At 68.8% G+C, this 12,933-nt stretch carries 11 protein-coding genes and 1 pseudogene; 4 read left to right on the top strand and 8 right to left on the bottom strand.

The window, feature by feature from the left end:
- Window positions 1–974, bottom strand: a 974-nt coding sequence (locus BGO22_RS10780) for an aminoglycoside phosphotransferase family protein (RefSeq protein WP_286850813.1), incomplete at its 3' end; no start/stop codon positions are given.
- Window positions 975–1,094: 120 nt separating this feature from the next.
- Here BGO22_RS10780 and BGO22_RS10775 point away from each other — a divergent pair.
- From BGO22_RS10775 to rsmA, 3 genes are read left to right on the top strand one after another with little or no spacing between them, the layout of a single operon-like run.
- Window positions 1,095–3,482, top strand: coding sequence for an LPS-assembly protein LptD (locus BGO22_RS10775; protein ID WP_286850811.1), 2,388 nt, complete (start codon window positions 1,095–1,097; stop codon window positions 3,480–3,482).
- Window positions 3,475–4,845, top strand: a complete 1,371-nt coding sequence (locus BGO22_RS10770) for a peptidylprolyl isomerase (protein ID WP_286850810.1) — start codon at window positions 3,475–3,477, stop codon at window positions 4,843–4,845. Before BGO22_RS10775 ends, BGO22_RS10770 begins: the two co-directional genes overlap by 8 nt.
- Complete coding sequence (gene rsmA / locus BGO22_RS10765; protein WP_070399719.1) at window positions 4,842–5,603, top strand: 16S rRNA (adenine(1518)-N(6)/adenine(1519)-N(6))-dimethyltransferase RsmA; 762 nt, start codon at window positions 4,842–4,844, stop codon at window positions 5,601–5,603. The genes BGO22_RS10770 and rsmA overlap by 4 nt, the downstream gene beginning before the upstream one ends.
- A gap of 266 nt (window positions 5,604–5,869) precedes the next feature.
- Here rsmA and BGO22_RS10760 read toward each other — a convergent pair.
- From BGO22_RS10760 to bfr, 5 genes and pseudogenes are all read right to left on the bottom strand, one after another.
- Window positions 5,870–6,265, bottom strand: a pseudogene (locus BGO22_RS10760) (barstar family protein); the annotation flags it as partial.
- 53 nt (window positions 6,266–6,318) lie between these two features.
- Complete coding sequence (locus BGO22_RS10755) at window positions 6,319–6,747, bottom strand: guanyl-specific ribonuclease (RefSeq protein WP_083293226.1); 429 nt, start codon at window positions 6,745–6,747, stop codon at window positions 6,319–6,321.
- 178 nt (window positions 6,748–6,925) lie between these two features.
- The gene (locus BGO22_RS10750) at window positions 6,926–9,253 is read right to left on the bottom strand and encodes an NADP-dependent malic enzyme (protein WP_070399721.1); all 2,328 of its coding nucleotides are present in this window, start codon (window positions 9,251–9,253) and stop codon (window positions 6,926–6,928) included.
- Window positions 9,254–9,406: 153 nt separating this feature from the next.
- Window positions 9,407–9,631 carry a (2Fe-2S)-binding protein gene (locus BGO22_RS10745; RefSeq protein ID WP_070399722.1) on the bottom strand — a complete coding sequence of 75 codons (225 nt, stop codon included), beginning with the start codon at window positions 9,629–9,631 and terminating at the stop codon, window positions 9,407–9,409.
- A gap of 102 nt (window positions 9,632–9,733) precedes the next feature.
- Entirely contained in the window at window positions 9,734–10,210 is a 477-nt protein-coding gene (gene bfr / locus BGO22_RS10740; RefSeq protein WP_070399723.1) for a bacterioferritin, read from the bottom strand.
- A 128-nt stretch (window positions 10,211–10,338) separates the two neighbouring features.
- Between bfr and BGO22_RS10735 the strand changes: the two genes are divergently transcribed.
- Window positions 10,339–10,647, top strand: a complete 309-nt coding sequence (locus BGO22_RS10735; RefSeq protein WP_204743714.1) for a hypothetical protein — start codon at window positions 10,339–10,341, stop codon at window positions 10,645–10,647.
- A gap of 5 nt (window positions 10,648–10,652) precedes the next feature.
- On the opposite strand, the gene BGO22_RS10730 is transcribed toward BGO22_RS10735, so the two are convergent.
- Together BGO22_RS10730 and BGO22_RS10725 are read right to left on the bottom strand one after the other, a co-directional pair.
- On the bottom strand, window positions 10,653–12,050 hold the full coding sequence (locus BGO22_RS10730) for an aminopeptidase P N-terminal domain-containing protein (protein WP_070399725.1): 1,398 nt from the start codon (window positions 12,048–12,050) through the stop codon (window positions 10,653–10,655).
- Between the two features lie 72 nt (window positions 12,051–12,122).
- Window positions 12,123–12,911 (bottom strand): nucleotidyltransferase family protein, encoded by a 789-nt coding sequence (locus BGO22_RS10725; RefSeq protein WP_286850806.1) that lies wholly within the window; start codon window positions 12,909–12,911, stop codon window positions 12,123–12,125.
- Window positions 12,912–12,933: the final 22 nt, after the last annotated feature.

The raw sequence follows: 12,933 nt of genomic DNA, 5'->3' as shown, positions 1-12,933 counted from the left end.
AAGCGCGGCGCATCGGCCAGGTACTTGGGCTTGCCGTCGCGCAGCGTGAGGCGCGCGAAGATGCCCGCGACCTTGAGGTGGCGTTGCAGGCCCATCCACTCCACCGCGCGGTAGAAGGCGCCGAAGTCGGCGTGCCAGTCCTCGAAGTCCATGAGGCCGAGCTTGCGCGCCTGTTCCCAGTAACGCACGGTGACATCGATGACGAAGTCCTCCTCCCAGCTGAGGAAGGCGTCGCGCATGAGGCTGGCGATGTCGTAGGCGATGGGGCCGTGCAGCGCGTCCTGGAAGTCGAGCACGCCGAGCTGCGTGGCCGGCGTATCGCCGCGCTCGCGCAGCACCATCAGGTTGCGCGGCATGAAGTCGCGGTGCACGTAGACCGTGGGCATGGCCAGCACGCGGGCCACGATCAGGTCGAAGGTTTTTCGCAGGACCTGCTGCTGGCTGTCGTCCAGGACGAGGCCCTTGTGTTGCCCGAGGTACCAGTCGGGGAAGAGCTGCAGTTCGCGGCGCAGCACGGCCTCGTCGTAGGGCGGCAGCACGCCGGGGCGGCTGGCCTGCTGCCAGGGCAGCAAGGCGGCCAGGGCGTCGCGGTAGAGGTCCGCGTTGGCCTGGGGTTGCGCGGCGTCGATGACGTCCAGCATGGTCTGCGTGCCCAGGTCGTCGAGCAGCAGGAAGCCGTGGGCCCGGTCCCAGTCAAGCACCTGCGGCACGCGCAGGCCGGCCGCGCACATCAGCTCGGCGATGCGCACGAAGGGCTCGCTGTTTTCCTTGTCGGGCGGCGCGTCCATCACGATCGCGCTGCCACCGGCCTCGTCGTCCAGCCGCAGGTAGCGGCGAAAGCTCGCGTCGGCCGAAGCCGGGCGCAGGCTGGCGGGGACCAGGCGATGTTGGCGCGCCAGCGGCGCGAGCCAGGAATGGAAGGCCGCCTCGCGCTGCGGGTCGGCCCACGCGACGGTCGTCGGCGGCGGGGTCATGGCTGGGGGAGGTGGGGGGCTGGGCGCCAGGCCCGAGACGGGCCCCGTGGAATAATCCGGCGGATTCTACAAACGCCTCCAACGCCAGCGTGCGCGGCCCGAACGCCGCCGGGCCCGATCTTGAAACGCCGCACCCTTCCGTCTCGTTCTCCTGTCCGGTACGCGCTCGCGCCGGTGGCCGCGGCGGTGGTCGGCGCCTGCCTGGCCAGCGCCGCGCAGGCGCAGGACAAGGGCCTCACGCTGCGCCCCAGCCTGCGCTTGCAGGAGCAGTTGCCGGCCGACGTGCGCAGCCAGGCGCCCACGTTCGTCTCCGGCCAGCGCATCGAAGGCCACACCGGCGAGTCCACCACCGTCGAGGGCGAGGCCGAGCTGCGCCGCCACGACACCGTGATCCGCGCCGACCGCCTGAGCTTCGACGAGGGCACGCGCGAGGCCCATGCCGAAGGCAACGTGCTCGTCAACCGCAGCGGCGACCGGTTCATGGGCCCCGAGCTGCGGCTCAACGTGGACACCTTCAAGGGCTACTTCGACCAGCCGCAGTTCGAGCTGCTCAACAACAACGGCCGCGGCGACGCCGCGCGCATGGACTTCCAGGACCAGGACCATTCCACCGCGCACCAGGCCCGCTACAGCACCTGCCCGCGCGTGCCGGGCGCCGACTGGATGCCGGCCTGGCTGGTGCGCGCCAACCGCATCGAGTTCGACAACGTGGAGCAGGTCGGCACGGCCTATGGCGGCGCGCTCGAATTCAAGGGCGTGCCCATCCTGGGGGCGCCCTACTTCACCTTCCCGCTGAGCGACCAGCGCAAGTCGGGCCTGCTGCCGCCGGCCATCAACCTGGACAACCTGAGCGGCCTCGAGCTCACGCTGCCCTACTACCTCAACCTGGCGCCGAACTACGACCTGACGCTGTTCCCCACGCTGATGACCAAGCGCGGGATCGACATCGGCGCCGAGTTCCGCTACCTGCAGCCCGACTACACCGGCCGCCTGCGCGGCTCGTTCATGCCCTCGGACCGCCTGCGCGGCGAGGACCGCTGGAGCTACACGCTGCAGCACACGCAGGCCCTGAGCAACGCCCTCAACCGCCTGGGCGGCAGTGGCAGTTCCGGCCTGTCGCTCAACCTCAACCGGGTGAGCGACGACAACTACTGGCGCGACTTCCCGCGCGCCTCGGCCACGCTGACGCAGCGCCTGCTGCCCAGCGACGCCGTGGTCAGCTGGGGCAAGGGCCCCTGGTCGGCCTCGGCCGGTGTCTACACCTGGCAGACGCTGCAGGACATCGATACGCCGATCACGCCGCCCTACGACCGCCTGCCCTCGCTGGGCCTGAACTATGGACTGAGCGACCTGAACTGGGGCGGCCTGTCGGGCCGCGGCGCGGTGTCGGTCTACGGCGAGTACACGCGCTTCGAGTCCGATCCCCTGCTCACCGGCCAGCCCAACGGCGAGCGCGCAATGGCCGTCGCGACCATCAGCCACCGCTTCCAGACGCCGGGCTGGTTCATCGAGCCGCGCGCGCGGCTGCACAGCACGCAGTACAACTTCGACCAGCCGCTGGCCAATGGCCAGCGCAGCGCCTCGCGCGCCGTGCCCACCGTCAGCCTGGACAGCGGCCTGGTCTTCGAGCGCGACGCCAGCTACTTCGGCCGCGCCTTCCTGCAGACCCTGGAGCCGCGCGCCTACTTCACCTGGACGCCCTACCGCGACCAGAGCTTCCTGCCCAACTACGACTCGGCCGCGACCGACTTCAACCTCGCGACCATCTACTCCGACAACGTCTTCACCGGCAACGACCGCATCTCCGACACGCGCGGTGTCACCCTGGGCGTGAGCTCGCGCCTGCTCGACCCCGGCACCGGTGCCGAGATCGTGCGCCTGGGCATCGCGCAGCGCTACCTGCTGGCCGACCAGGACGTCACGCTGCCCGGCGGCACCCCCGTGCAGGAGCGCTTCAGCGACGTGCTGCTGGCCGCGCGCGTGCAGTGGACGCCGCGCTGGCTGTTCGACACCACCTTCCAGTACAACCCCAGCAGCAACGAGTCCGTGCGCACCACCGTGAGCGCGCGCTACACGCCCGGGCCCTACCGCGTGCTCAGCGCCGCCTGGCGCCTGCAGCGAGGCGCCTCCGAGCAGTTCGACATTGGCTGGCAGTGGCCGCTGAGCGGCATCTTCGGCCGCAGCCCCGAGGCCGTGCCCGGCCAGGCCCTCGGCCCCGGCCAGTGGTATGGCGTGGGTCGCGTCAACTACAGCGTGCCCGACCGCAAGATCGTCGATCTGGTGGCTGGCTTTGAGTACGATGCCGGCTGCTGGATCGGGCGCGTGGTGCTCGAAAGGCTCCAGCGCAGCGCGGCCTCGGCGAACCAACGCATCCTGTTCCAGCTCGAATTCACGGGCTTCACGCGCCTCGGCTCCAACCCGCTGCAGACCCTCAGGGACAACGTGCCGCGCTACCAATACCTGCGCGAAGAAATCAACCCGCCGAGCCGGTTCCAACGTTATGACTGACCGCCCTTTCCTGACCGCTATTGCCTTGGGCCTGGCCCTGCTGTGGCCCGCCACCGTGCCGGCGCAGACCCTGCGCACCCCGGGCGGCCTCACCCTGCCCTCGGCCACCGCGCCCGCCGCGGGCAGCCGCACGGCCGACTACATCGTCGCCCTGGTCAATTCCGAGCCCGTCACCAACCACGAGGTGCGTCAGCGCCTGCGCCAGGTCGAGCAGACCATCGCGCAGCGCAACATCACCAACGCCCCGCCGCGCGAGGTGCTGCTGCGCCAGGTGGTCGAGCAGCTCATCAACGAGCGCGCGCAGTTGCACCTGGCCCGTGAAAGCGGCCTGCGTGTGAGCGACGCCGAGATCGATCAGGCCGAGCAGAACATCGCCGCCCAGAACAGCCTGAGCCACGAAGAGTTCCGCCGGCGGCTGCGCGCCGATGGCTACGACATCAACCGCTTCCGCGAGGAGCTGCGCCAGCAGCAGCTGCTGCAGCGCCTGCGCGACCGCGAAGTCGATTCGCGCGTGCGGGTGACCGACGCCGACATCGACGAGTACCTGCGCGAACAGAAGGGCAGCAGCGGCATCGAAAACCTCGAACTCAACCTCAGTCACGTGCTGGTGCTGGTGCCCGAGAACGCCAGCGAGGCCTTGGTGGCCGAGCGCCAGGCGCGCGCGCAGCGCGTGGCCGAGCGCGCCCGCGCCGGCGAGGACTTCGCCGCGCTCGCGCGTGAGTTCTCCGACGCCGCCGAGCGCGTCAATGGCGGCGAGTTTGGCTGGCGCTCGGCCAGCCGGCTGCCCGATCTTTTCGTGAGCAGCACGCGCGACCTGGCGCCGGGCGCCATCGCCGGCCCGCTGCGCAGCCCGGCCGGTTTTCACGTGCTCAAGGTGAACGACAAGCGCCAGGCCGGCATGCCCTCCATGAGCGTGACGCAGACGCGCGCCAGCCACATCCTGCTGCGGCCGAGCGCGCAGCTCACGCCCGAGGCCGCCATCGCGCGCCTGAGCGATTTCCGCCAGCGCATCGCGGCAGGCACGGCCAACTTCGAAACGCTGGCGCGCGAGAACAGCCAGGACGGCTCGGCCGCCAACGGCGGCAGCCTGGGCTGGGCCCTGCCCGGCCAGTTCGTGCCCGAGTTCGAAGAGGCCATGAACCGCCTGCGCCCGGGCGAGGTTTCCGAACCCATCGTCTCGCGCTTCGGCGTGCACCTCATTCGCGTCGACGAGCGCCGCAACGTGCAACTCGACGAGAAACAGCAACGTGAGCGCCTGCGCATGGTCGTGCGCGAGCAGAAGATGGGCGAGGCGCTGGCGCTGTGGGCGCGCGACGTGCGCTCGCGCGCCTACGTCGAGATGCGCGAAGACCCGCAGCCGTGAAGCACATCGCGCGCAAGCGCTTCGGGCAGCACTTCCTCACCGACACCGGCGTCATCGACGCCATCGTGCGCGCAATCGATCCGCGTCCCGGCCAGCCCATGGTCGAGATCGGCCCGGGCCTGGCGGCGCTCACGCAGCCGCTGGTGGAGCGGCTCGGCCGCTTGACGGTGATCGAACTCGACCGCGATCTCGCGGCGCGGCTGCGCGACCACGGTCAGTTGGACGTGGTCGAGTCCGACGTGCTGCAGGTGGATTTCAGCGCCTTGCGCGCGGCCGCGTCCGGCCCCTTGCGGGTGGTTGGCAACCTGCCCTACAACATCTCCACGCCTATCCTCTTTCACCTGCTCGAGCACGTCGCTGCCGTGCAGGACCAGCACTTCATGCTGCAGAAGGAGGTCATCGACCGCATGGTCGCCGCGCCCGCCACGGCCGACTACGGGCGCCTGTCGGTGATGCTGCAGTGGCGCTACGCCATGGAGAACGTGCTGTTCGTGCCGCCTGAGGCCTTCGATCCACCGCCGCGCGTCGACAGCGCCGTGGTGCGCATGTTGCCCTTGGCCGAGCCACCGGTTCTTGATCCGAAGCACTTGGCCGAACTCGTGCAAGTCGCCTTCAGCCAGCGCCGCAAGCTGCTGCGTCACACGCTGGGCAAGTGGCTGGAGCAGCGCAACGCGGCCGGAAGTTTCGATCTGCAGCGCCGGGCCGAGGAGGTGTCCGTGGGCGAATACGTCGCACTGGCGCAAACCACGCAGGCATGAAAAAGCCCCGACAAGTGTCGGGGCTCATCCAGTGGCACCGAGGATCCGGCTTCGCCGGTCCTCAGGTGCCGCCCCCCGTGGGGGGTGACGCGCCGCTGGCGCGGCGCGGGGGGCGTTGTTCACGCCGCGGCGAGCCAGTACCCGGCGTTGAATGGGCTGCTCATGCGCAGCGCCTGCGGGCTCACGTCGAGGATTTTGTCCGTCGGCATGGGTTCCTCGTTCTGCACTTCGATCGGCTCCTCGCCCTTGGGGCTGCGCGCCACCGAGAAGGAATAGAAGCAGCGGAACGGGATCTTGCGGTCGCTCCAGTAGTCGGCGGCGTCGCGGAAGATGTCGAGCAACTGCTCGCGCGCTTCCTTGTCGAACTTGCTGTGCGCGGGGATGTGCTCAAGCACCACGATGAAGCCGGTCTGCGGGCCAGACTTGTGGACCATGTCGGTCATGCAGTCGTACAGCGCATCGAAGTTCTTGCCGAAGTGCGCGGGCAAGGTGTACTGGGCGGCAATCAACTCCAGCACGTCCTGCTTGCTCTGCGCCTTGGCCAGGTTGGCGTAGAGGAAGTGGTGGCCGAGGTACTCGGCCGCCGCTTGCAGGTCTTTCACGCCATAGGCGCGAATCGACTGAACGATGTTGGGTCGCACATTACGAAGTGGCGTGTCCATCTCCGCGTCTCTTTCACAGTCAAAGGTTGAAATACCGATCGATCGCCGGAGGCTCACTGCACGATGCGCTTGAAGCTCGAGTAGTGGTCCTCGGTGTAATAACAGGCATCAGGCGCGGCGGGCCGCGCGCCGCCACACACAATACGCCGCGCTCCCCGGTGGTTCAAACCCGGAGTGGGTACGGTGTATTCCCGGTAGTACCCCCGCTGTTCCCTGGGCAGCAGACCCTCGCGATTGAAGAAGACAGTGCCGTCTTTTTCGTAGCGAAAGGGCCCACCCTGGCGGATCTGGCCCAGAACCTGCTGACCCTGCGTTGGCAGGGCCGATACCGACATGGACGCGGCAGGGGCGAGGACGGGGGACTCGGGGCCGCGGGCCTGCACCAAAAAGGTGCTTGCGCTGGCGACCACAGTGGCCGCGACAGCCGCAAATAAGCCGGCTTTTCCCCTGCCCCAGTGCTGGCGTACCCGCCGCAAATCCATGAGGTTGGCTTGCTCCTGATGCGGGTCAACCCTGGGCCAATGTCCTGGGGTTAACCCTGAATTCAAGCGCGAGAGTGTGCCCTAACCGGCGCCAAAACGCAAGCGAATGCCTAAAAAACAGGCAGTCGGCAGGGCGAAAACCGTCAAAAAAAGTTAGCGCCCGCTTTGCTTGAATGCCCTAGCGTGCCACGTTGGCGTCCGCCACTGTCAGGGCCGTCATGTTGACGATGCGGCGCACGGTGGCGCTGGGCGTCAGGATGTGCACCGGCTGAGCGGCACCGAGCAGCACCGGGCCGATGGCGATGTTGCCGCCGGCCGCCGTCTTCAGCAGGTTGTAGGCGATGTTGGCCGCATCGATGTTCGGCAGCACCAGCAGGTTGGCCACGCCCTTGAGGGTGGAATTGGGCATGAGCGCGGCGCGCGCGACCGGGTCCAGCGCCACGTCGCCGTGCATCTCGCCGTCCACCTCCAGCCAGGGCGCCTGGTCGCGCAGCAGGTCGAGCGTGCGGCGCATCTTGACGGCGGAGGGCTCGTTGGAGGAGCCGAAACTGGAGTGCGACAGCAGGGCCGCTTTGGGCTGGATGCCGAAGCGCAGCATCTCTTCGGCCGCCATGACCGTGATCTCGCAGAGCTCCTCGGGCGTGGGGTCGTGGTTGACGTGGGTGTCGACCAGGAAGACCTGGCGACCCGGCAGCATCAGTCCGTTCATGCAGGCATAAACGCGCACGTCCTGCGCGGTGCTGGGGCTGCCGCCCGCGCGTTTGCCGATGACCTGGTCGATGTAGTGCAGGTGGCCTTGGGTGGTGCCCCAGGTGCCGCAGATGAGGCCGTCGACCTCGCCCTTGTGCAGCAGCATGGTGCCGATGAGCGTGAGGCGGCGGCGCATCTCGATCTTGGCGAGCTGCTGGGTGACGCCCTTGCGTTCGGTCATGCGGTGGTAGGTCTGCCAGAAGTCGCGGTAGCGGTGGTCCTGCTCGACGTTGACCACGTCATAGTCCAGTCCCTCCTTCAGGCGCAGGCCGAACTTCTCGATGCGCTGGGCAATGATGGCCGGGCGGCCGATCAGCGTGGGCCGCGCCAGGCCCTCGTCCACCACGATCTGGCAAGCGCGCAGCACGCGCTCCTCTTCGCCCTCGGCGTAGGCCACGCGCTTGCGCTGCGCCAGCTTGGCGGCCGAGAAGATGGGCCGCATGACGGTGCCGGAGGCGAACACGAAACCCTGCAGCTTCTCGCGGTAGGCGGCCATGTCCGTGATGGGGCGCAAGGCCACGCCGCTGTCGGCCGCGGCCTGCGCCACCGCGGGCGCGATCTTGATCATCAGCCGCGGGTCGAAGGGCTTGGGGATCAGGTATTCGGGGCCGAAAGCCAGCTTCTCGCCCGCGTACGCGGCGGCCACGACTTCGCTCTGCTCGGCCTGCGCCAGCTCGGCGATGGCGTGCACGGAGGCGATCTCCATCTCGTCCGTGATGGTGGTGGCGCCCGAGTCGAGCGCGCCACGGAAGATGTAGGGGAAGCACAGGACGTTGTTGACCTGGTTCGGGTAATCCGTGCGGCCGGTGGCCATGATGGCGTCGTCGCGCACGGCCTTCACGTCTTCCGGCAGGATTTCGGGGTTCGGATTGGCCAATGCCAGGATGATTGGTTGTGCCGCCATGGACTTGACCATCTCGGGCTTGAGCACACCGCCGGCCGACAGGCCCAGGAAGATGTCGGCGCCCGCGACGACCTCGGCCAAGGTGCGTGCGCTGGTCTTCTGCGCGAACTGCACCTTGTCCTCGTCCATCAGCTCGGTGCGGCCCTCGTAGACCACACCGGCCAGGTCGGTCACCCAGATGTTCTCGCGCGGCAGGCCCAGCTTGACCAGCAGGCCCAGGCAGGCGAGGGCGGCGGCGCCGGCGCCCGAGGTCACCAGCTTGACCGCCTTGAGGTCCTTGCCCACCACCTTCAGGCCGTTGAGGATGGCCGCGCCGACGACGATGGCGGTGCCATGCTGGTCGTCGTGGAAGACCGGGATCTTCATGCGCTCGCGCAGCTTGCGCTCGACGTAGAAGCAATCGGGTGCCTTGATGTCCTCGAGGTTGATGCCGCCGAAGGTGGGCTCCAGCGCGGCGATGACCTCGACCAGCTTGTCCGGGTCCTTTTCGTTGATCTCGATGTCGAAGACGTCGATGCCTGAGAACTTCTTGAACAGCACGCCTTTGCCTTCCATCACCGGCTTGGCGGCGAGCGGGCCGATGTCGCCCAGGCCCAGCACGGCCGTGCCGTTGGTGATGACCGCCACCAGGTTGCCGCGGGCGGTGTACTTGAAGGCGTTGACCGGGTCGGCCACGATTTCTTCGCAGGGGGCGGCCACGCCGGGCGAATAGGCCAGGGCCAGGTCGCGCTGGTTCGACAAGGGCTTGGTGGCGGCAATGGCCACTTTGCCGGGCAGGGGCTGCTCGTGGTACTGCAGCGCGGCGCGGCGCAGTTCGGCGCGTTTGTCCTCAGGGGTGTTCGATGCGGTCATGCACGTCTCCGGCCTTGATTTTTGCCATGCGAAAGGCGAATTCGCATTCTAAGTCGGGCACACCGAAACCCGGGAGAGCACACAGGGCGTCCCGGGTGAAGGGCTTGTGACTGGGAAGGGGGGAATGGGCTCGCCCTGGGCGGGCGAGCGGGCTCAGGCGCGTTCGACCTGGCGGGCCTGTTCGGCGGTCTGTCGCTGCAGGTGGGCCACGACCTGGCCCGGGGCGCATTCGGCGAAGACCGAGCGCGCGCAGCCTTCGCATTGGCCGCACTGCGTGGCCACGCCGAGTTCGAGCTGGATGTCGTCAAACGCCATGCCGGACCGGGCGCACTGGGCGATGGTCTTGTCACTGACGCGGTGGCAAACGCAGACGATCATGGGGTTGGGTGCCGAGAAACTTCTGCAAATGATAATGGATCGCATTCATTACGCAAGCCCTCTTAACCGCCGCCCGACGGGCGGCTTCTCCCCTGAGTCGCCTCAGCTCACCGAACCCATCTGGCTCTGCAGGTAGTTCTGCAGGCCGACCTTCTCGACCAGCTCGATCTGCGTCTCCAGGAAGTCGATGTGTTCCTCGGTGTCGTCCAGAATGGTCTGGAGCAGGTCGCGCGAGACGTAGTCGCGCACGGCCTCGCAGTGCGCGATGCCTTCCTTGATGGTGGCCTGCGCGCCTTGCTCGAGTGTGAGGTCGCAGCGCAGGATCTCGGGCACGTCCTCGCCGATGCCGAGCTTGCCCAGGTCCTGCAGGTTGGGCAGGCCGTCGAGCATGAAGATGCGGTCCATCAGCTTGTCGGCGTGCTTCATCTCGCCGATCGATTCCTCGTATTCCTTGCTCGCGAGCTTGTCCAGGCCCCAGTGTTTGAGCATGCGGTAGTGCACGAAGTACTGGTTGATCGCCGTCAGCTCGTTCTTCAGTTGCGCCTGAAGGTGGGCAATCACTTTCTTGTCGCCTTGCATGTGACTCTCCTTGTCGTTGTTGCGGCCGGGGGATTGTGAGCCCATCGCCGCTGGGGAAAAGGGGTGCGGCCTTTGCAAATGAGAATCGTTCTCATATGATGGCCAGCCTGTCACCGCCGGAGCACCCCATGAAGCCGTCCTTTCCGACCCACGCCGACGAGGAATACAGCCTGCCGCCCGTCGAGGCGCTGCTGGCCGGCACGCTCGCGCTCATGACCGGTTGCGCCCAGCACAGCGGTCCGGTGTGCCAGCGCGAACTGATGGTCGGCAAGGTGGTGAGCAATCTCACCGAGCTGGCGCAGCACCCGGCGCTGTCGCGGCCCATGCGGGTGTTGCTGGGCCGGCTGAGTTCGCGTTGGCTGCTGGAGCTGGGCAGCGCCGCGGCGCCCGCCGCCGGGCTGATGCCCCTCCTGCCGGAGCACCGCACGCTGCAGTAGTCGGCTCAGCCCCGCATCAGGGCCTCGATGGCGTCGGGCGCCACCGGCACGTCGCGGGTGATCAGTTCGCAGCCGGTTTCGGTGACCACGGCGTCGTCCTCGATGCGGATGCCGATGTTCCAGAAGCGCTCGGGCACGCCTTCGGCGGGGCGGATGTACAGCCCCGGCTCGATGGTGAGCACCATGCCCGGGCGCAGGATGCGGCTCGGGCGGTCCTTGATGGTCTCGCCGGACAGCGGGTCCTGGCGCTCGCTGACCTGGCCGACCTCGGACGGCTCGACGTAGCTGCCGCAATCGTGCACGTCCATGCCCAGCCAGTGGCCGGTGCGGTGCATGTAGAACGGAAAGTACGCGCGCTGGGCGATCACGTCGTCCACCGCGCCCACCTTGTTCTTGTCGAGCAGGCCCAGGTCGAGCAGGCCCTGGGCGAGCACCTTGACGGTGGCCTCGTGCGGATCGATGAAACGCGCGCCGGCTTTGGTGGCGGCCACGGCCGCCTCCTGGCTGGCCAGCACCAGCTCATAGACCGCGCGCTGCGGACCGGTGAAGCGGCCGTTGGCGGGGAAGGTGCGCGTGATGTCGCTGGCGTAGCCGTCGAGCTCGCAGCCGGCGTCGATCAGCACCAGCTCGCCGTCGCGGATGGGCGCGGCGTCGGCGCGGTAGTGCAGGATGCAGGCGTTGGCGCCGGCCGCCACGATGCTGCCGTAGGCCGGGTACTGCGAGCCGCCCTGGCGGAACTCGTGCAGCAGCTCGGCGTCGAGGTGGTACTCGCGCACGTCCTGCCCGGCGCGCAGCATGGCGGCGCTGCGCTGCATGGCGCGGATGTGACCGCGCGCGCTGATGCGCGAGGCGCGGCGCATGATGTCCAGTTCGTGCGCGTCCTTCACCAGGCGCATCTCGTCGAGCGGGGTGCACAGGTCGCGCTGGCTTTCGGGGCACAGGGCGCCGTAGCGCACGCGCGCGCGCACCTTCTGCAGCCAGCCGTCGATGCGGCCCTCCAGGCCCGTGTGGGTGGCGAAGGGGTACCAGACCACCGCGCGGTTCTCCAGCAGCCGGGGCAGGCGCTGGTCGAGTTCGGCGACGGAGAAGGCCTCGTCCACGCCCAGCGCCGCCGGCGCGGCCTCGGGGCCCAGGCGGATGCCGTCCCAGATCTCGCGCTCCAGGTCCTTGGGCTGGCAAAACAGCGTGGTGCGGCCCTCGGCGGTGATCAAGAGCCAGGCCTGCGGCTCGGCGAAGCCACTCAGGTAGTAGAAGTAGCTGTCGTGCCGGTAGATGAAGTCGGTGTCTCGGTTGCGCGGACGTTCCAGCGCGGTGGGCACGATGGCGATGCCGCCGGGGCCGAGTTGCGAGGCCAGGCGCGCGCGGCGCTCGGCGTAGAGGCGGAAGTGGGTCGAAGCGTCCATCGCGCCATTGTGGCGGCAAGCGCCGGGGCGCGGGGTCCAGAGGCGATCCGGCGCCGCCCGCCCGCCGCCGGATCAGCGCCCTTGGGGGGGCGCGACCCGCGCCGCCGTGGAGCGTGGGGGCTCCTGCCGGTTCAACTCGGCCAGACGCTGGGGCGTTCCCACATCCGTCCAGGGCCCCGGGTACAGCTCGGCGCTCACGCGGCCGGCGTCCATGGCCCGGCGCAGCAGCGGCGCCAGCGGCTCGGCGCGGCCCTGCGGGTTGCCGGGCGGAATGTCGAACCACGGCGCCTCAAACAGCGCGCGCCGGTACAGGCCGATGGTGCTGTAGGTGTGGCGCGGGGCCTCGGCGCCTGCAACGAGGTTGAGCGCCAGGCCTTCGGGGCTGAGGCCGAAGTCGCCGCGGGGGTTGTGCTCGGGGTTGGGCACCAGCCACAGGTGGGCCAGGCGCTCGCCCCGCGCGAAGCGCTCCAGCGCCTCGGGCGCGAAGGGGAAGCCGGGCGCGAAGACGTCGCCCGCGACGACCCAGAACACCTCGTCCAGCAGCGGCAGCGCGCGCGCGATGCCGCCAGCGGTCTCCAGCGCGTAGCCGAAGTCCTCGCCCTCGGCCGAGTAGGCGATGTCCAGCGCCAGGCCTTCGCTGCTGCGTGGGTATGGGCCGAAATGCGCGGGGATCTGCTCGCCGAGCCAGGCGGTGTTGATCACCAGGTCGGCGCAGCCGGCCTCGGCCAGGGCGTCCACGTGCCATTGCAGCAGCGGCTTGCCATGCACGACCAGCAGGGGCTTGGGCAACTGGTCGGTCAGCGGCCGCATGCGGTTGCCGCGGCCGGCGGCCAGGAGGATGGCGTGGGCAGGGTGGGCCATGGTGAAGGGGCTAGGCCTCGAC

The sequence above is a fragment of the Hydrogenophaga sp. 70-12 genome (assembly GCF_001897365.1).
GTDB classification, from domain to species: Bacteria; Pseudomonadota; Gammaproteobacteria; order Burkholderiales; family Burkholderiaceae_C; genus Hydrogenophaga; species Hydrogenophaga borbori.
This window is presented reverse-complemented; position numbering and strand designations above follow the sequence as displayed.